This window comes from Photorhabdus hainanensis (assembly GCF_018448965.1).
Classification (GTDB): domain Bacteria; phylum Pseudomonadota; class Gammaproteobacteria; order Enterobacterales; family Enterobacteriaceae; genus Photorhabdus; species Photorhabdus akhurstii.
Genome location: NZ_RCWD01000017.1, coordinates 18,083 through 37,662, shown reverse-complemented (window position 1 = coordinate 37,662; position 19,580 = coordinate 18,083). Strand labels below are relative to the sequence as shown.

General features: G+C 41.3%; 15 protein-coding genes and 2 pseudogenes. 5 read left to right on the top strand and 12 right to left on the bottom strand.

All coding sequences use genetic code 11. The features are described 5' to 3' along the window. Window positions 1-526: 526 nt before the first annotated feature. On the bottom strand, window positions 527-1,456 hold the full coding sequence (gene hexA / locus EAE92_RS12210; RefSeq protein ID WP_036781377.1) for a transcriptional regulator HexA: 930 nt from the start codon (window positions 1,454-1,456) through the stop codon (window positions 527-529). An 811-nt stretch (window positions 1,457-2,267) separates the two neighbouring features. On the opposite strand from hexA, the gene EAE92_RS12205 reads away from it, so the two are divergent. Both EAE92_RS12205 and yfbR read left to right on the top strand, forming a co-directional pair. Continuing rightward, window positions 2,268-3,482 (top strand): pyridoxal phosphate-dependent aminotransferase, encoded by a 1,215-nt coding sequence (locus tag EAE92_RS12205; protein ID WP_105398092.1) that lies wholly within the window; start codon window positions 2,268-2,270, stop codon window positions 3,480-3,482. Window positions 3,483-4,168: 686 nt separating this feature from the next. Beyond that, the gene (gene yfbR, locus EAE92_RS12200) at window positions 4,169-4,762 is read left to right on the top strand and encodes a 5'-deoxynucleotidase (RefSeq protein ID WP_036781381.1); all 594 of its coding nucleotides are present in this window, start codon (window positions 4,169-4,171) and stop codon (window positions 4,760-4,762) included. Here the strand turns inward: yfbR and EAE92_RS12195 are convergent. Together EAE92_RS12195 and yfbV are read right to left on the bottom strand one after the other, a co-directional pair. Next, on the bottom strand, window positions 4,759-6,591 hold the full coding sequence (locus EAE92_RS12195) for an SLC13 family permease (protein ID WP_214068278.1): 1,833 nt from the start codon (window positions 6,589-6,591) through the stop codon (window positions 4,759-4,761). The genes yfbR and EAE92_RS12195 overlap by 4 nt on opposite strands. A gap of 176 nt (window positions 6,592-6,767) precedes the next feature. After that, the gene (gene yfbV, locus EAE92_RS12190) at window positions 6,768-7,223 is read right to left on the bottom strand and encodes a terminus macrodomain insulation protein YfbV (RefSeq protein WP_036811929.1); all 456 of its coding nucleotides are present in this window, start codon (window positions 7,221-7,223) and stop codon (window positions 6,768-6,770) included. A gap of 392 nt (window positions 7,224-7,615) precedes the next feature. Between yfbV and ackA the strand changes: the two genes are divergently transcribed. The 3 genes and pseudogenes from ackA to EAE92_RS12175 all read left to right on the top strand — a co-directional run. Then, window positions 7,616-8,818: an acetate kinase gene (gene ackA, locus EAE92_RS12185; RefSeq protein WP_214068277.1), complete on the top strand. Its 1,203-nt coding sequence runs from the start codon at window positions 7,616-7,618 to the stop codon at window positions 8,816-8,818. A gap of 87 nt (window positions 8,819-8,905) precedes the next feature. Continuing rightward, on the top strand, window positions 8,906-11,032 hold the full coding sequence (gene pta, locus EAE92_RS12180) for a phosphate acetyltransferase (RefSeq protein WP_214068322.1): 2,127 nt from the start codon (window positions 8,906-8,908) through the stop codon (window positions 11,030-11,032). A gap of 72 nt (window positions 11,033-11,104) precedes the next feature. Continuing rightward, a pseudogene (locus tag EAE92_RS12175) lies at window positions 11,105-11,221 on the top strand (type II toxin-antitoxin system HicB family antitoxin); the annotation flags it as partial. Window positions 11,222-11,321: 100 nt separating this feature from the next. On the opposite strand, the gene EAE92_RS12170 reads toward EAE92_RS12175, so the two are convergent. The 9 genes and pseudogenes from EAE92_RS12170 to EAE92_RS12140 all read right to left on the bottom strand — a co-directional run bounded on the left by EAE92_RS12170 (window position 11,322) and on the right by EAE92_RS12140 (window position 19,379). Beyond that, on the bottom strand, window positions 11,322-11,996 hold the full coding sequence (locus EAE92_RS12170; RefSeq protein ID WP_214068276.1) for a hypothetical protein: 675 nt from the start codon (window positions 11,994-11,996) through the stop codon (window positions 11,322-11,324). 612 nt (window positions 11,997-12,608) lie between these two features. Then, window positions 12,609-13,259: a hypothetical protein gene (locus EAE92_RS12165; RefSeq protein ID WP_036781393.1), complete on the bottom strand. Its 651-nt coding sequence runs from the start codon at window positions 13,257-13,259 to the stop codon at window positions 12,609-12,611. A gap of 629 nt (window positions 13,260-13,888) precedes the next feature. Beyond that, window positions 13,889-14,533, bottom strand: a complete 645-nt coding sequence (locus EAE92_RS12160) for a hypothetical protein (RefSeq protein ID WP_214068275.1) — start codon at window positions 14,531-14,533, stop codon at window positions 13,889-13,891. Window positions 14,534-15,187: 654 nt separating this feature from the next. Then, window positions 15,188-15,820: a hypothetical protein gene (locus EAE92_RS12155; protein WP_214068274.1), complete on the bottom strand. Its 633-nt coding sequence runs from the start codon at window positions 15,818-15,820 to the stop codon at window positions 15,188-15,190. 671 nt (window positions 15,821-16,491) lie between these two features. Further along, a complete protein-coding gene (locus EAE92_RS24610; protein WP_246545168.1) occupies window positions 16,492-16,827 on the bottom strand; it encodes a hypothetical protein in 336 nt (111 codons plus the stop codon). A 42-nt stretch (window positions 16,828-16,869) separates the two neighbouring features. Then, window positions 16,870-17,124, bottom strand: a pseudogene (locus tag EAE92_RS24605) (SAM-dependent methyltransferase); the annotation flags it as partial. Next, window positions 17,055-17,213 (bottom strand): hypothetical protein, encoded by a 159-nt coding sequence (locus EAE92_RS24600; protein ID WP_246545167.1) that lies wholly within the window; start codon window positions 17,211-17,213, stop codon window positions 17,055-17,057. The pseudogene EAE92_RS24605 and the gene EAE92_RS24600, both read right to left, overlap by 70 nt. Before the next feature lie 114 nt (window positions 17,214-17,327). Beyond that, entirely contained in the window at window positions 17,328-18,482 is a 1,155-nt protein-coding gene (locus EAE92_RS12145) for a cysteine desulfurase family protein (RefSeq protein ID WP_214068272.1), read from the bottom strand. Window positions 18,483-18,494: 12 nt separating this feature from the next. Further along, entirely contained in the window at window positions 18,495-19,379 is an 885-nt protein-coding gene (locus tag EAE92_RS12140; protein WP_046395973.1) for an LPD16 domain-containing protein, read from the bottom strand. Between the last annotated feature and the right edge of the window lie 201 nt (window positions 19,380-19,580).

The following is a 19,580-nucleotide window of genomic DNA, read 5'->3' as shown; positions in this document are numbered from 1 at the left end:
AATCTAACATTTATTTACAAACAACAAACTTAGTCTTAACGGATCGTGCTGCCGCGCTGCTAAAACGTGTCAGTTAACTGACATGCGAATAGCGGCGGAAACTAGTCTAACCGATAACTCGCTTTTACTACATCATTATCTCAGGAAAAACCTGCCTTTCCACTGCTACATAGGGAGTATTTCTTTGATCAAGTACACAATTTGACAGAAAAAAATTTTACTGCTGATGATAATTCATTCAAATCTTAAGAAATTATATTTTTTATCCATTAGCGACAAGAAAAGTTCCTGCTCACTACAGATATTCTTATTTCATCAATTCAGCGAATTATTACTTTGTTAACAATATAACAATTTGTTAACTAAATCAGGGAGGTGTTAAGAAAAATGCCACCGTATATTTAATGGTTACGATAACAACAAAATAAGATGAATTCAGTTGATGATTGCTTATAAATATATCTAGGGAGCTAATACCTCCTTCCGTCCATAATGGAGGTATTAGCAAAGACAAGTGTTTCAGATATTACTCATCAATAATATCGTCATCATCAGGAAGTTCTTCTGGAACACCCGATATCGTGTATGGCGTTTTCTTATTCTCTATAGCGCTAAAAACCGTCAGAACAGATTCATTTTGTTCATTGCTATGTCTATAAAGAGAGAATTGAGTTTCAGGCAAACGAGGAAGCCCTTCACTCTCCCCTAAAATACGCAGATCGGCATTTTGCATTTCCAAAGGACGGGCAGTAATACCGACTTCTGCATTCACCGCCGTGCGAACCGCCGACAGAGAAGCGGCTTCATAAGCAATACGCCACGATACTCCCACCTCATCCAACGTATCCAACGCCAACTGACGGAATGGATTGGTTTCATCCATCACAACCAGTGGCACAGGCTCATTTGGTTGTAGCTGGAAATCAGGGGCGCAATGCCATAATACCGGTGTTGAGCGCAGAACAGTCCTTGGATGATGACTGATCTTCGCGGTTGTGAGCGCCAAATCGATCTCATGGCTATCCAGCATACTTTCAATAAATTGAGTACGCTTTATACGGACATCTATTGCCATCCGCGGATAAACAGAAGCGATGCGATTTAGCAAAAAAGGGAGCAGTGTATCCACCGTATCGTCGGATGCACCGATTCTTAGTTCGCCTTCCGCGTCGCTATAGGTTAATGATGCGCTGGCATCATCGTTAGCGCGCAGAATTTGTCTTGCATAACCAAGAAGTTGAAGACCATGCTCTGTAAGAAGCTTATTACGGCCGTGGCGGGCAAACAGCTCTCTGCCCACCAACTGCTCCAAACGTTGCATTTGCTGACTTACAGCCGATTGCGTTCTGCATACTGCCGCTGCCGCTGCTGCAAAAGTATTTAAATCAGCAACAGCAACAAAAGTCCTTAGCAGATCGAGATCGAGATTCATTATCGGACGATTTGCATTTATCATTGTTTATTCATCACTTTTTTTTGATTTTAATTACTAACTAACCTGGTGTTTTTACGTAAGCACTATCAAATTAAATTAACATCGCTTAGACAGTACTCTACTCTATTAAATAGGGCAAAGATTTACTGCTGTTTTTTTACCTATTGAACCCATTGCGGGTTTTATTTTCTCCTCTTCGTTAGCAAAAGTTACTCGGATTCCTAAATAAATTGGGGACAATCCCTATTTACAACACCCTATATGTGATTTCTAGTTTGGTTATTTTGTTTTCTGACTCACGTCAAAGAATAACATAAGTTATATCAGAAAAACTAAATATAAAGTAAAAATCTACAATATCACTAATGTTTAATAATCCTATTCAGATAAATTTACAACTAGTTTCCAGAAATGATCAAAAATATTGTTCGATCTTTCTAAAATATATAGTTCTGAATTGCCAATTCAAGGCAAATCTTATACATAAGAATAAATTATACAAACACAACCATTTTTATTGGCAAATTGAACCATGATCACTTTCTGCCCAAAATGGCACAATCAAGCCGTTATCACGTTAAAAACACTCCATTTCCACACTAGAAAACACCCACAATTAAGATTATAAATTTAATCTTGTTAATAAATTCAGAATTTAACGCTGACATAATTTGCATAAAAAGATACTCAAATAACAACTTCCCTACTAAAACAACCATTTTAACCAAATATATCAAGGCATCTTCAAAACATTCAGCGGGAAGAGTACATTAAATGTTACACGCTATGTGCCTGGCGCCCCTTTTTTTGCCAAGATAAGGTAAGACTCTCTATGCTAGCAGTTAAAAAATCCAGCAAATTGGATAATGTTTGTTACGACATCCGCGGCCCCGTACTCAAGGAAGCGAAACGCCTTGAAGAAGAAGGTAATAAAGTCCTCAAATTAAATATTGGCAATCCAGCCCCCTTTGGTTTTGAAGCGCCAGATGAAATCTTGGTAGATGTTATCCGTAACTTACCAACCGCGCAGGGTTATTCAGATTCGAAAGGTCTGTATTCCGCACGCAAAGCTATCATGCAACATTATCAAGCCCGGAATATGATGGATGTGACCGTTGAAGATATTTATATCGGCAATGGCGTTTCTGAATTAATCGTTCAGGCAATGCAAGCATTACTGAATACCGGTGATGAAATGCTGGTTCCCGCTCCTGATTATCCTCTCTGGACTGCGGCGGTTTCACTTTCCAGCGGCAAAGCCGTACATTATATGTGTGATGAAGGGTCAGATTGGTTTCCTGACTTAAACGATATCCGCAACAAAATTACACCTCGTACACGTGGGATCGTGATTATTAACCCTAATAATCCAACGGGTGCTGTATATAGTAAAGAATTGCTGTTGGAAGTTGTTGAAATAGCCCGTCAACACAATTTGATTATTTTTGCTGATGAGATTTACGACAAAATCTTATATGACGACGCAGAACATCATTCAATTGCCGCACTCGCCCCTGATCTGTTAACGGTAACATTTAACGGGCTATCCAAAACATATCGGGTAGCCGGTTTTCGTCAAGGCTGGATGGTATTAAACGGCCCGAAGAAACACGCTAAGAGCTATATTGAAGGTTTAGAGATGCTGGCATCAATGCGTTTATGCGCCAATGTGCCAATGCAACACGCTATTCAAACTGCTTTAGGTGGTTACCAAAGTATCAGTGAATTCATTTTACCTGGTGGTCGTTTGTATGAGCAGCGTAACCGAGCATGGGAATTAATTAATCAAATCCCCGGCGTCTCCTGCGTAAAACCTAAAGGCGCTTTATATATGTTTCCCAAAATTGATACGAAGCGTTTTAATGTTCATGATGACCAAAAGATGGTGCTTGACCTTTTATTACAAGAGAAGGTTTTGTTAGTGCAAGGAACCGCATTTAACTGGCCGGAACCTGACCATTTCCGCATCGTGACGCTACCAAGGCTCGACGAACTGGAGATGGCGATTCAAAAATTCGCTCGATTTATTGGCAAATATCACCAGTAAAAAGAATCTCCGTTCACAGAAAGAGATTACTGATAACGGAGATTACTCATACCATTCATTCTGTCGGTGTAGAAGAAAACCTATTTCTTCTATTCCGACAAATCCAGCCTGTCCGATAAACCTAGCCTGCCCGTTTTTCCCTCGTTGAGGAAAACCTCGCCTGTCAGAGAGAAATCCTTGATAACCATTTCTGTAGCTTTCTTTATTGATGCCAAATGATAACTCTCGGCAAAATAAGACCAATAAATTTTCATTTTTTACCGGTAACACAGACTAATTTTTTTATTTTATAGAGGACTCTTGCAGAGATTATATAAGGCATTAGCAAGATACAAAAGAACTAAACATTGCATTTATTAAACTTGATAAAAGAGAACACCTGAATAAATAATAAACTATTGTAAATTATATGAAATTTTTGTATATGAATTGTATATAAAATGGAGTGGAGAAATAAATTTCTTTTAAAAAATATATCCATCACGACTATAACATTGCCAGTTAATGGTAAATGTAAATTAACCATATCGCCCCTGCTATACGGTCTGGATACCCGTTTTAATGTGCCTAGATAAATAGCAAATTTCCTTACAAAACCAAAGGATAAAAATAAGAAACGATTTTAAGGTTTACTTCACCCCACCCACCGCTCACAATAACCGCAATGTTTACTGTAAGAGATAATTATGAGCCACTTTTTTGCCCACCTCTCCCGTTTGAAACTGATTAACCGTTGGCCTTTGATGCGCAATGTACGTACAGAAAATGTGTCTGAACACAGCCTACAGGTAGCCTTTGTCGCACACGCCTTAGCCATTATCAAAAACCGCAAATTTGGCGGCAATGTGAATGCTGAACGCATTGCGTTGCTGGCTATGTATCACGACGCCAGCGAAGTTATCACCGGAGATTTACCCACCCCGGTCAAATATCACAATCCACATATCGCACGGGAATACAAAAAGATAGAAAAAATCGCGCAGAAGAAATTATTGGAAATGCTGCCCGCGGAGCTACAAGAGGATTTCCGCCCAATTCTGGATGACAGTCAGCATACAGCAGAAGAAACTTTTATTATCAAGCAGGCCGATTCCCTGTGTGCTTATCTGAAATGTCTGGAAGAGTTATCGGCAGGCAACCATGAATTCAATCTGGCGAAAGCCCGGCTTGAAAAAACCCTGGCTGATCGTCACAGCCAGGAGATGGATTACTTTATGAAAGTTTTTGTCCCTGGGTTCAGCTTATCACTGGATGAAATTAGCCTTGATATCCCCCATTAAAATGGAAACAACCAAGGGATGATCAGCACACTTATCATCATCACCAGCAGGGTAAATGGCACGCCCAAACGGACAAAATCGGAAAACTTATAACCACCGGGGCCAAGGACCAGCGTATTCACTGGGGATGAAACCGGGGTCATAAACGCAGCGGAAGCCGCCACGCCAATAATCATGGCAAACGGCATCGGAGAGACTGCCATTTCACGTGCGGCAGCAATGGCTATCGGCGCCATTAATACCGCCGTTGCCGTATTAGAAATAAACAAACCGATTACCGCGCAAAGTACAAACAGACATACCAGCATTACCCTCGGTCCCATATCACCGGCAATATCCATCAGGCCGCGAACAATCAGATCAATCCCGCCGGTTTTCTGTAATGCCAGTGCAAACGGCATCATCCCGACAATCAGGATAATACTGGGCCAGTGAATAGAGCGGTACGCGCTTTCCATATCAATACAGCGGAATTTTCCCATCAACAGGCAAGCTATCAATGCGGCAATCACATTAGGTACTTCATCGGTAAGCATCATGGCTACCATCAGCGCCAAACTAAAAAGCGCATGTGGAGCTTGGGACGTTGCCGGGGCTACTTCTTCGATCTCAACCGGCAGATTAAGGACAATAAAATCGCGCATTTTGGTTTGCAGGACACGGATCAGTTTCCAATCACCAATAACCAGCAAAATATCGCCCAGTTGCAGCGGCTCATCGACCAGTTTACCCGGCAACGATTCACCATCACGTCGAATACCAACAACATTCAAGCCATAGCAGGTACGAAAACAGATTTCCCGCAGCGACTTTCCTAATAAATCCGACTCCGGGATCAGAGAAACCTCCGCCATTCCCACATTACGAGATTGTTCAGAGAAATACTCCCCACGCAGTACCATCGGCTCTAATAATTGCTCACTGCAAAACTCACGCAGATCCACCTCACTGTCTGACATATCAACCAGCAACACATCCCGCGCTCTCAATTCGGTATTGCCCACCGCACTGACCATAACGCGCCGAAAACGTCGCCAACGCTCAATACCGACGACATTAGCCCCATAGCGGGCGCGCAAATTTGACTCATCAAGAGAAAGGCCAATCAGCGGGGAACCTGAACGGATAGCCAAACGACGCGCCCGACCGGATAATTTATAGTCACGGATAAGGTCACGGAAAGTGCGGCGATTCCATTTATCATGACCTTTATCCGATTGATTATTTCCCAACCAATGGCGAGCGATCAACATATAGCCAATACCGGCAAACAGAATCAAAATACCAATCGGTGTAATGGAGAAGAATTTGAAACCGGGAAGCCCTTCCCTTATCAACTCACTGTTAACCACCATATTGGGCGGCGTCGCTACCAACGTCATCATGCCGCTGATAAGCCCGGCAAAACTCAAAGGCATCATCAACCGCCCCGGCGAAATTTTCATTCTTGCCGCCACACTGAGCACCACAGGAATGAAAATCGCGACCACGCCCGTGGAACTCATAAAAGCACCAAGCCCCGCCACCGTCATCATCAATAATGCCAACATCTTGGTTTCGCTGTTTCCGGCAACCCTTACCAGCCAGTCCCCCATTTGATAAGCAACGCCAGTCCTTACCAACCCTTCGCCAATAACAAACAGGGCAGCTATCAACAACACATTGGGATCACTGAAACCGCTGGTCGCTTCACCGAGCGTCAACGTTCCACTCATGACAAACGCGATAATCACCAATAATGCAACAATATCCATGCGCAGTTTATTGGTGGTAAAAAGAACAATAGCTATCAACAGCAGGGTCAATACCCACAAGAGTTCGCTATTCAAAATGGCCTCTATCAACAAAGAAGAAGATATTAGTATCGAAAACTTGGCTAGTAGACCATTTTATCGGGGGAAAATCTCCGGTTGCGATCAACAATGCCCCACTTTTCGCCATGAACCATCATTTCTGATTTTCCAGTACATTGACGGCAATAATCTGGCAACGGATTTCTCCTGGCTTAAACATCATCGAGAAACGAACGATCGAGTTGTTTAAATGCGCGTTTCAACAGTTCCGCGAGAGATTGATAAGTTGGCGTTTGCTGCACCGGCGCCATCGCAATACCGGCAGCGGCAAATTTATCACGGATTTCATGGAACCATTTCAGCAATGCCGCCGGTAGTGGCGTTGATGCCCGCTTCCCCAACCACCATAACCCTTGCATCGGTAAACTACAGGCAAACAGCGCCGTCGCCACCGCCGGACCAAGCTGACCACCCAGTGCGATTTGCCACGTCAAAGTAAAAATAGCCAACGGCGGCATAAACCGGATACCAAAACGAGTTGCCTTAATAATCCGGTTTTCGGGAAACATGGGCGCCAATTGTTTCTCAATCGGCCAAGTCTTCATGTATTGCTGTCCCAGTTGCATCTTTCTCAGCCATCCATTACTGGTGGGAGGTATTGCGCTCATTATGACCTCAATCAATTAAAAACACATTTTTTAAAAAAACATTGTAAATGATAAAATATTTTTTGTAGGATTAAGTATATTTTGTCTTTACTGCTGGCTATCGGTATCCTACATCCACTTTTGTGTTATACACAGCAGTAAAGTGACACATTTTACCTTTTTTACTGCATTTAGGTTCATTTTGTTAACAAATCACGCTATCTCTTAACATCATGGCTGGCAAAAAAGGGGTTTTGAAAATCGAAACCTTATCATCATGCTCTTTGTACTTAGCATGATGTTAATCATTTAATGTCATCACCTTACGCGCTACGCTCATAAGTAATTGACGTTTTATTAATCAACATGTCTTATCTGTAAGACTCAATGACAAACACGATATAGGTATTTCCATGTCAAGTAAGCTGGTACTGGTCCTCAATTGCGGTAGCTCTTCTCTGAAATTTGCTATCATCGATCCTGCTAACGGTGAAGAATATCTTTCTGGTCTAGCTGAATGTTTTAACCTGCCCGAAGCCCGCATTAAGTGGAAAATGGATGGCGCGAAACATGAAGCCGCTTTAGGTGCTGGTGCAGCCCACAGTGAAGCATTGAACTTTATTGTTAATACTATTCTGGCGGAAAAACCAGAACTTTCTGATCAAATCGCTGCAATCGGCCACCGCATTGTTCACGGCGGTGAAAAATTCACAGCATCCGTCACCATCAATGATGAAGTGATTCAAGGGATTAAAGACGCGGTTCCATTCGCGCCATTGCACAACCCGGCTCATCTGATTGGTATCGAAGAAGCGAAAAAAGGGTTCCCACACCTGACTGACAAAAACGTTGCCGTATTCGACACCGCGTTCCATCAGACCATGCCGGAAGAGGCTTACCTGTATGCCCTGCCATACAACCTGTACAAAGAGCACGGCATTCGTCGCTATGGCGCACATGGAACCAGCCACTTCTTCGTTTCCCGTGAAGCGGCAAAAACACTGAACAAACCGGTTGAAGAGCTGAACGTTATCGTCTGCCATCTGGGCAATGGCGGCTCTATCTCCGCTATTGTTAATGGCCGGTGTGTTGATACTTCTATGGGATTGACGCCACTGGAAGGTCTGGTAATGGGTACCCGCAGCGGCGACATCGATCCGGCTATCATTTTCCACCTGCATGATTCACTGGGCATGAGCGTTGAACAAATCAACAAACTGTTGACCAAAGAATCTGGCTTACTCGGTCTGACCGAAGTCACCAGTGATTGCCGTTACATAGAAGATAACTATGAAACCAAAGACGACGCTAAACGCGCTATGGATGTTTACTGCCACCGTTTGGCTAAATACGTCGGCTCTTATTCCGCACTGATGGAAGGCCGTTTGGATGCCATTATCTTTACCGGTGGTATTGGTGAAAACTCCGCACTGGTTCGTGAGCTGGTACTGAAAAAACTGGCTCTGTTAGGCTTTGAATACGATCACGACCGTAACCTGGCGGCTCGCTTCGGTAAATCCGGCGCTATCACGACTGACAACAGCCGTCTTGCTTTGGTGATCCCAACCAATGAAGAATTAGTGATCGCTCAAGACGCAGCACGTCTGACCGCGTAATAATTTGACTAACCGCCAGCCACTGCTGGCGGTACTATTTTTTGACCAACGAGCAACCGTAAAGAGGTTTCCGTGTCCCGAACAATTATGTTGATCCCTACTAGCACCAGCGTCGGCTTGACCAGTGTTAGTTTAGGTGTAATCCGCTCAATGGAGCAAAAAGGCGTTAGCCTGAGTGTTTTCAAACCTATCGCCCAATCCCGTTGCTGTGGCGCCCAAGATCAAACCACGACAATCATCCGCTCTCATTCCAGCATAAAAACCGCTGAACCGCTGGACATGGCGCATGTGGAATCTTTGCTGACAACCAATCAGAAAGATGTACTGATGGAAAAAATCGTGGCCCTTTACCACGAAAACACCAAAGATGCAGAAGTCATTCTGATTGAAGGTCTGGTTCCAACCCGCAAGCATTCATTCGCCCAATCTCTCAACTATGAAATTGCCAAAACGCTGAACGCTGAAATCGTATTCGTATTGGCGCTAGGTAATGATTCCCCGGAACAGTTGAAAGAGCGTGTTGAACTGGCGCGTGCTGAATTTGGCGGCAGCAAAAACCAGAACATTACCGGTGTTATTATTAACAAACTGAATGCGCCGGTTGACGATCAAGGCCGTACCCGTCCTGATCTGTCAGAGATCTTTGATGAATCCTCAAAAGCCACCACATCTAACATCGATCCGAACACACTGTTTAAAAACAGCCCATTGCCGATTCTGGGTTGCATTCCGTGGAGTTTCGACCTGATTGCAACTCGTGCAATTGATATGGCAAAACACCTGAACGCCCGTATTATCAACGAAGGCGCGATCAAAACTCGTCGTGTGAAATCCGTGACTTTCTGTGCACGCAGCATTCCACACATGTTAGAGCACTTCCGTCCCGGTTCTCTGCTGGTCACTTCGGCTGATCGTCCAGACGTTCTGGTTTCGGCCTGTCTGGCAGCGATGAATGGCGTTGAAATCGGCGCAATTCTGCTGACCGGCGGCTATGCCATCGATGAGCCGATTAAGCAATTGTGTGAACGCGCTTTCAACACTGGCCTGCCAGTCTTTATGGTTGATACCAACACCTGGCAGACTTCCCTGAGCCTGCAAAGTTTCAGTCTGGAAGTCCCGGCAGATGACCATGAACGTATTGAAAAACTGCAAAACTACGTCGCACACCATATCAACAAAGAGTGGATCGACTCCCTGACAGCGAACTCTGAGCGCCCGCACCGTCTGTCTCCACCCGCATTCCGTTATCAATTAACAGAACTGGCGCGCAAAGCAGGCAAACGCATTGTTCTGCCGGAAGGTGACGAACCTCGTACCGTGAAAGCGGCTTCTATCTGCGCTGACCGTGGTATTGCGCAATGCGTTCTACTTGGTGACCCAGAAGAGATCCGTCGTGTCGCCGCTGCTCAGGGGGTAGAACTAGGCGCGGGTATTGAAATTGTTGATCCGGTTGCTGTACGTGAGCGTTATGTTCCACGTCTGGTTGAACTGCGTAAAAGCAAAGGCATGACCGAAGTCGTTGCACGTGAACAACTGGAAGACAACGTTGTTCTGGGTACGTTGATGCTGGAACAGAGCGAAGTTGATGGTTTGGTATCCGGCGCGGTACACACCACGGCCAACACTATCCGCCCACCATTGCAGTTAATCAAAACCGCGCCGGGTAGCTCATTGGTATCATCCGTATTCTTTATGCTATTGCCAGAACAGGTTCTGGTTTACGGTGACTGTGCAATCAATCCAGATCCGACGGCTGAACAACTGTCTGAAATCGCTATCCAATCTGCGGATTCAGCTAAAGCATTTGGTATTGAACCGCGCGTAGCCATGATCTCCTACTCTACCGGCAACTCCGGCGCCGGTAGTGATGTTGAGAAAGTACGTGAGGCAACGCGTTTGGCACAGGAAAAACGCCCGGACCTGATCATTGACGGCCCATTGCAATATGACGCCGCAATCATGGCAGATGTAGCGAAATCCAAAGCACCAAACTCACCGGTTGCCGGTCAAGCCACCGTGTTCATCTTCCCTGATCTGAACACCGGTAACACCACCTACAAAGCGGTACAACGTTCTGCGGATCTGGTTTCTATCGGGCCAATGCTGCAAGGTATGCGTAAACCGGTTAACGACCTGTCCCGTGGCGCTTTGGTAGACGATATTGTTTACACCGTTGCATTGACTGCGATTCAATCAGCACAGGGGGAAGCGTAACCGCTTCTTATCCGTAGCAGATTAATGACTGATAAAGGCTGAATCCTGTACTTCACTGGATTTGGCCTTTTTATTTTCTTTTTATTCCCAGAAAGATACTGGTTTTCTGATGTACCCGGCTGTTATTTTGCTGGCGATACACTTGAAGAAGCCCGGCAAGATGCTAAAAGTGCTATTGAGATACATTTCGCAAAATAAATCAGAAATTTAATCGTGCCGCATATCTGCGGCACTTTATATTTATTTGAAAAAATTTAAGATTGATAATTACAGGGTAACAGAATAGACGTTAAATCCTATTTTTTGGCTTTTTTGGTAACAATACATAAGAAACTTGAGCTTGTATTTTATGTCCTGATAACCATCTGTTAAATTCAACCCCTACCCTATATTCAGCAGGCTTACAGCTACTCACCCTATCACCCGATGTTCCTGTTCTGCCAAGCCCATATGAACCTCCCCCTTCCGCTTTAATTTGACACTGATGTTGAGTTGTAAATTCGTTATATAACCAACCAGATCCTTCTGTACTGAACTCTATAGTAATTTTAGGCTTTTCACTTGTCGGATATGTTTTTGCATAAGTATATTGAGGTGTAATTCCACAATAGCTCGCCTCTGTAACACAAGGGATTGCATTATATCCATTGCGGTCTAATAATATATATTCATCTTTTCCCATTCCTCTATACCAATACTTTGCTGTCGCAGCCTCATCATCCTGATTAAGAGTAAAAGTATTATTTAACTCAATGTCATTTCTCTTTTCAAAATTTTTCACATTCGCTCTAAGTTTGCAATTTCCATACATAGACATCACTTTAGTCTTATTCAATCCATTATAATCTATTGCGTCTTTTACCTGATTTCTAATATTTTCTGGATCTTGCATACATGCCATACTGAAACTACTCATCGCTAATAAAAACGGCGAAATAAAGAAAATCTTTTTATGCAAATTCATGTTTCTTTCCTTACTTGATTTATAGTTTTAACACTAAATGGAACAAAAATTAATTTCGTTATCATCAAACTAATATATAATTTACGATATAAATAATAATTTAAATCACAATTCAGACACAAATAAGAAATCAACAACAATAGGGAATTACAATATAAATCATTTAATTCAATTAGTTATTATTTCCTTTCTTAAGTAAGAATAGATTATTAAATCAAAAAACACAAATTACAGAATCATTAAATTAGAAAAATATCTTACTTAAATACATAAAAATAAATATAGAAAAATTTCAACAATATATAAAATGAATAATTTATCAACATTCACATGTTATATATATAACATCATAACCACTGGTTTTTTATATCATAATAATCTAAATAATTTTCACAAGATTGCAATTATGCTCGATTATAAAATACATAAAAATCAAATAATTATTTATCACTATTGTAAAATATTTTTCAATGAAAGTTTTTCTGCTATCTAACTGAACACAATTAAATACAAAAAACAATTTAATCGTGCCGCATATATGCGGCACCTCACCTTTATAGTTATCTGTGTGTATTCAAGATTGATAATTGCATAGTTTCAGCACAGATAAGCCTATTTTTTCTTTTTCTGTAATAATACATACGCTACCTGGGCTTGTACTTTATTCTTTGATAACCACCCATTAAATATATTTCCTATTCCGCGTTGCTTATATGCAGAATTACAACTTGCCGATGTTCCTGTTACACCAAGCCCGTATGTTCCTCCACCTTCAGCTTTAGTCTTACATCCATTTTTAGTTGTAAAGTCATTATATAACCAACCAGCCTTTTCCGTCTTAAATTCAATAACAACACCTGGTTTTTTATTCGTTAGATAACTTTGTGAGTAAGTGAATTGAGGCGCAATTCCACAGAAACTGTTTTCTTGAACGCAAGAAATTTTCTCGTTCCTATTTTTATCAAATGTTTGATATTCCTTTATCTCCATTCCTCGATACCAGTACATCGATTTTTCTGCCTCATTATCACTATTTGAGGTTTTACTACTCTTTAGCGTAAGTTTATTTGGTGTGTTGTCTTTAACTCTAAGAACACAATTTGTGTATAAAGACATTACTTTGGTTTTTGCCAATCCATTTGCAGTTATTGCATCTTTTACCTGATTTCTAATGTTTTCCGGATCTTTCATACATGCCATACTGAAACTGCTAATAGCTAATAAAAGTGGGGAAATAAGGAAAACTTTTTTATTCAAACTCATATTTCTCTCCTTGCTTTATTTATAGTTTTGGTACTTAATTGAAATAGATTTTATTGTTATATATTGATTAAAAAAACACTATTACAGACAACATACAATAAATTAACCTGTTGCATTAATCTTCTTTGTTATTATCTGAGTGAAATAAGATAGATTATTTAACTATAAAAAACAAAAACAAATTCCAATATGATTAAATTAAAAAATATGTCATTATAATATATACAAAAAGATATAGTAACGGTATATAAGAAAAAAACCAATAGTTATATGAAAATACGTATTTTGAAAAACATTTCTCAATAAAAAATTTCTTTGTGACTTAATAGAATTCTTGCTGCAATGTACACTTATTCCTTTAACATTCTATCGAGTACTATCAGTTATATCCTCCCGCAAGGAGGATGAAATTTAACCCAAAAAAGCACCAAAGCGATAAGACATTCGGCGCTAAAAAGAGAGTTTAAAGCTGATAATGACACGATTATACCCTATGGATTTCAAGATGCATCGCGACGGCAAGGGAGTGAATCCCCGGGAGCATAGCAAACTATGTGACCGGGGTGAGCGAGCGCGGCCAACAAAGAGGCAACTTGAAAGATGACGGGTATATATAACAGATATTAAGATTAGTCTGGTATGGGTAATTGTACATAAGCAATTATCGCCTCTATTTTAGCTGGTTTTCCTGATAGCCACTTATTGAACTCATCTCCTATCTTATAACCTTTAGGCTTACAATTTGATTCATCTTTTTTCGAGGCATTTATTTCACCAAGCCCATATGATCTTCCTCTTGATTTAACATCAATTTCGCAGTCATGCTTAGTAGTAAATTCATTATATAGCCAGCCAGGCTCTATCGTCTTAAACTCTATAACAAATTTTTTATCTTCTCTAATTGGATAGCTCTTGGAGTAAATATATTCAGGGGAAATGCCGCAAAAGCGATTTGACACGTTAACACAAGGAATACTCTTAAAATTATTACTATCAAATAACTTATATTCCTCTATTCCCATTCCCCTATACCAATACATTGCTATTTCTGCACGTTCATTTCTATTTTCGGATTTATTATTAGTTAATATCACTCTATTGCCACTATTCACCACCTGAAATTCGCAATTTTTATACATAGACATCACTTTAGTCTCTTGTAGACCATAGCTGTTTATTATATTTTCCACCATTGGATCAGTATTACATGCCATACTAAAGTGACTCACAACTAATAAAGTGGCAATCAGAAAAGCTTTTTTATTAAAACTCATACTCCTCTCCTTACTTTATCGATGGTATTGATACCCAAAAGAACGAAGATATATTTCATAGCCGTTATTAATAAATCCAGTCATCATCTTTACCGACACATAATGACCTAACGTACAATGCCACTATAAATAAAATGCCACTATAAATAAAATTCCACTACAAATACAATGCCACCACAAATAAGAAACCAACAACAAAATAACTTTGCAATATAAATCATATCATTTAATCAGTTTCTCTTGTTATTAGCCTTATTAAATAAAGGTAGATTATGAAATCAAAAAAAACAAGCCCTGTAATAATTAAATAAAAAACAGGAAAAACACAAAAAAAGATAATTTCAATAACATTTAAAATAGATACTTTTTTATTTATTACAATATCATGCAAATAAAATGAATACCTATTTACCATTCAAAATCAATATAAATAACATTATCTAATTGCAATTGTAGTCATCAAAATAATTCAAAAAGATAAAATCTTTATTCATACTTATTGTAGAATATCTACTAATTATAATTTTCTTTTACTACATGATAATATCTTGCCTGTAAAGTATATTTTTACATAAAAAACATCACCAATAAAAAGCACCGAAGTTATAAACATTCGGTGCAATATATTTCAAAAAAATTATTTATAGCTGAAATTTATTTTGCTAATAATACATAAGAAATTATGACATCTATTTTAGCTGACTTTTCTGACAACCACCTATTAAATACATTTCCTATTCCAACTCTCTTATATTCTGAATCACAACTTGCCGATGTTCCTGTTACACCAAGCCCATATGTTCCTCCCCCTTCAGCTTTATACTCACACTTATGTTTAATTTTAAAGTCATTATATAACCAACTGGGTTCTATTGTACTAAACTCAACAACAACGCCAGGGTTTTTATTTGTCAGATAACCTTGCGAATAAGTATATTCTGGAGCAATTCCACAAAAACTTTCGCCTTTAACACAAGGAAGGCTTTTATACTTATTCTGATGAAATGCTTTATATTCCTTTATTTCCATCCCTCTGTACCAGTACATCGCTTTTTCTGCTTTAGCATCACGCTTTGCCGCTTTATTATTTACTAATGTCACTTTATTTGGTGTATCTGCTGAGACTGAAAGTGTGCAATTTTTATACATAGACATCACTTTGGTCTTTTCCAACCCATTTTTAGTGATTATTTTTTCTATCTTTGGATCTGTCTTACATGCCATACTAAAACTACTCACTGCGAGCAAAAAAGGGGAAATCAGGAAAACTTTTTTATTTAAAATCATACTTATCTCCTTGCTTTATTCAATTAAGAAATTTAACATTCAATAGAATAAAAATAAATTTCATTGTTGTTATTAATATACTTATTTTAAAACATATCATTACAGGTGACCGATAATAAATTAATCAATTAAATCACTCTCTATTGCTACCACCTGACCTAGATAACGATATGTTATTAAATCATAAAAAACAAAAACAAATTCCAATATGATTAAAATAAAAAATATTTAATTTGTATATCAAGGAAATATAGCAATAATAAAATAATTATATAACCATTTATACTACAATGGTCAAAAACATATTATAATCGCAATAAAAACACCATACTGATAATAAAACAAAATAATTACTTAGATTAATTCCAAAAATCTAAAATATAATTAAAGAAATACACATTTCCATAACATTAAAAATATATTTTTGAACAATCGCTACCTTTACTTTAAATTAATTTAAATTCAATTTCGCATAGTCAGTACAACATAATTATTCTACGAGTAAATAGATTAGTATTCCTTTAAATCATTCATTGAATTTTTAGTAAGCGGTCAAGCCAGACATCCAACCCGAGACAGGAAAGTTGAATGCACTTCGGTAGGTTAACATCATTATTCACACGCAAATAGGTAGGATACCTCCTTGCCCAATGGGCAGGAGGTAAAGGATATCACGGACGATAACCGACAAAAGCCACGCGCGACAACCTGCGTTCGATTGAGACTAATCGAGTGGTGGACAAGAAGTTCTGCATACGTTCGAACGTCTCTTCACCCTCTATTACGATAAACTGCTCCTTGCGCTTCTCACGCCCGGCACTCCAGCGTTCGCTGAGTTCAACAACGCTTTGTGTCAGGTCCACTTGCATTTCAAGGCAAAGACCCGCCTCATTGATCAGACGCTCATTCAATCCGATTGGGCTATAGAGGAAATAACCTGGCATGCCACGTATCACTATCTCTTCTTTACTGAGCATACCGGTTACCAAGGTAGGATCAGTATACAAAAACCGTCCGCCTGGCTTCAGTAGCCGACACCACTCACTCAGCAAGGCCAGCCGATCGGGAATATGAATTACCGAGTCGATGCACCATAGCGCGTCAAAGGCGCCGTCGGGAAATGGCAGAGGCTGACGAACATCACTGTCGACGAAGTTGCTTCGATCTTCCAGTCCGAAATCTGCCGCAAGTTGCCGGGCGGTAAGGAGGCCGTGAGGATTAATGTCAACCCCCGTCACCCTACAGCCGCTGGTCCTTGCCAAAAACAGAGCCGGCCCTCCAGACCCACTGCATACATCCAGCACATGAGAGCGGTCAGATAATTGAAGCCATTGGGAGAACTTTCTAAACTCATCAGCAGAGGACCAGTTGTTTTGCCCCAGGTCTTCGCCATAAGTCTCTTTGCGTACCTCGGATACCGCTTCCGCAGAGAAACTACCAAAAGCCCGTTCGTAAAAACCAGTGCCAGAGCTTGAGGAGGAAGTTTGCATAGTCATAGATAATGCTCCTAGCGAATAGAATTTAATCGGAAGACAAGGTGTTCAATTGCGGTATCCAGTATCGCATTATCGAGATCCGGATCAAAACAGAACCGAACCGACGCATTAGCCTGAGCCGAGCTTAAGCCGATGCCTGTGAGCACGTGCGAAGGCTGTAGTTCCGCGGAGTTGCAGGCTGAACCTGACGATATAGCCACCTGATGCAACCCGGATATCAACGCCTCCGAAGCAATACCTTTGAACTGAACGTTCACGACATATGGGGAACTGCAAGAGAGATCAGTATTCAACACTGCGTTCGGCACTCTTTGATGTAGACGAGTGATGAAATAGTCTCTCAATGCGGTGACTTTTGCCTGGCGTTGCATGAGGGTCGACTGAACCATCTGGCACGCAAGGCCAAACCCTACAATCAACGGCGTCGGCAAAGTGCCGCTACGCAAATGATTCTGACCGCCGCCATAGATAAAGGGCCTCAAACGCGCCGCAATACGCGCATCGGCAAAGAGTGCTCCGATTCCTTTCGGCCCCCGCATTTTATGGGCGGAAAATGAAAGCATATCAATTCCCTTTTCCTTGACGTTCATAGGAATTTTGCCGACAGACTGGACAGCATCCACATGCAGCCAAGTGCCTGACCGACGCGTGATTGCAGCGATTTCATCCACCGGCTGAACGGCGCCTAGCTCAGAATTCACATGAGTAACGCTGACGATACGGGTGTCGGCGGTCAGTCTAGTCATGACATCTTCCGGTTTTACCCGACCATTGGCGGCAACCGGCAGATACTCGACAGCAAGCCCCCGACGAACCAACTCTTTGCCGACGAGCAACACAGATTTGTGGTCGATGGGGCAAAGCAGCGCTCCCGCAGGAGCGCATTCGTTGTGGGCAAAACTCGAAAAAAGAGCGATGTTGTTGGCTTCTGTAGCGCCCGATGTGAAAACGATCTCTTCCGGGCGGGCGCCGATGAGAGACGCAACTTGTTGGGTAGCGTTCTCAATCGCATGCCGGGCACGACGCCCCATCACATGAGCGGAAGAAGCATTGCCGAATTCATGCTCCATATAGAATCGCATGATGTCGACGACCTCTGGAAAGCATGGTGTCGTGGCGCAATGATCCAGATAGATTGTGCCAGTCGGGTTTTCATTGACATTCATAGCGACTCCCTATCAGGAAGTGAAGACGGCAACGTTAACGAGTTTCGAGTAGATCTCTTGCTGCTGCATCTCTCCGCTTCCACCGGGATCTGCCACAATCACTTTCATACCCGAAAGCCCATACAGAGAGAGTGCGGTACTTACCCCTGTTTTGACCGGTTGGAAGCATTCGCCGGGGGCAAAAATCACCAAAAGGCGATGTTGCGCGTTGTAGACCTCAGAGATCATCTCCGTGATCTCTCCCGCACATCCGGTAACACCACAGGTAATAAGAGGCCGATAGTCGCCGTTTTCGTCCACAAGAGAAATTTCGGTTCCGGCATCAGGACCATTGTCGAGAACACGACGATTTAATAGCCCCGCTTTGACCAACTTATCGGCGCTTTTCTGGAACCGATATTTCAGCCAAGTCTCCGGGTAGGCAATAGGGTGCTTGCGGCTTGCAAGTATGTTTTGCTCAGAGAATCGCCCGCTGCGCTCTAAGACAGATTGGTATGAGGCCGGAAGCGCGGAGAATTGCTCGTAGAAAGCACGTCTTAATTCGGATGCAGGCCCATTATCGCGCGAAACATATTGCCAATCGTTGATAAGCAACAGAAATTTAATCGCTTCGAATTGGGGATCAAGTTGCTCTGCGATTCGAACACCAAGTTCCCAAGTATATCCTGGAAAGATTCCTACGCGTCGTTCAATTTTTTCTCGCATGGGCGAACTATTTTCTTCGATAACCCCCGGTACGAGGCATCCCCGTTCTTCGTCAAGGAAGAGCATGAAATGCCCCGCCATAATGACGAGATCCGGATGTGGAGTATTAGTTACTTCGGCGAGAATAAGGTCGAGTAGCTCAGCCTCGGATTGAACCAAACGGTGGCTGTTTGAGATATTAATTTGCTGCATATGCGCCTATATTTATATTATTGATTTTATTAGAAACTTAAAGGCTGTATTATAGTTATGGAAACCGTATAACCCATTTTAATTTTCCTGGTGGATTGCTGAATTTCACTCACTATGAACATCCTCCCACACAACAATTATCAATTATCGACTGATAATTGATAATATATTTACATATAATCTACCATACAACAATTAATA

Coding starts and splice junctions, on each gene's coding strand:
- EAE92_RS12170 (WP_214068276.1), bottom strand. CDS start 11,996: ATGAATTTGCATAAAAAGATTTTCTTTATTTCGCCGTTTTTATTAGCG.
- yfbV (WP_036811929.1), bottom strand. CDS start 7,223: ATGAGCGCAATACCTCCCACCAGTAATGGATGGCTGAGAAAGATGCAA.
- yfbR (WP_036781381.1), top strand. CDS start 4,169: ATGAGCCACTTTTTTGCCCACCTCTCCCGTTTGAAACTGATTAACCGT.
- EAE92_RS24600 (WP_246545167.1), bottom strand. CDS start 17,213: ATGGCGAAGACCTGGGGCAAAACAACTGGTCCTCTGCTGATGAGTTTA.
- pta (WP_214068322.1), top strand. CDS start 8,906: ATGTTGATCCCTACTAGCACCAGCGTCGGCTTGACCAGTGTTAGTTTA.
- EAE92_RS12205 (WP_105398092.1), top strand. CDS start 2,268: ATGCTAGCAGTTAAAAAATCCAGCAAATTGGATAATGTTTGTTACGAC.
- ackA (WP_214068277.1), top strand. CDS start 7,616: ATGTCAAGTAAGCTGGTACTGGTCCTCAATTGCGGTAGCTCTTCTCTG.
- EAE92_RS12160 (WP_214068275.1), bottom strand. CDS start 14,533: ATGAGTTTTAATAAAAAAGCTTTTCTGATTGCCACTTTATTAGTTGTG.
- EAE92_RS12155 (WP_214068274.1), bottom strand. CDS start 15,820: ATGATTTTAAATAAAAAAGTTTTCCTGATTTCCCCTTTTTTGCTCGCA.
- hexA (WP_036781377.1), bottom strand. CDS start 1,456: ATGATAAATGCAAATCGTCCGATAATGAATCTCGATCTCGATCTGCTA.
- EAE92_RS12145 (WP_214068272.1), bottom strand. CDS start 18,482: ATGAATGTCAATGAAAACCCGACTGGCACAATCTATCTGGATCATTGC.
- EAE92_RS12165 (WP_036781393.1), bottom strand. CDS start 13,259: ATGAGTTTGAATAAAAAAGTTTTCCTTATTTCCCCACTTTTATTAGCT.
- EAE92_RS12140 (WP_046395973.1), bottom strand. CDS start 19,379: ATGCAGCAAATTAATATCTCAAACAGCCACCGTTTGGTTCAATCCGAG.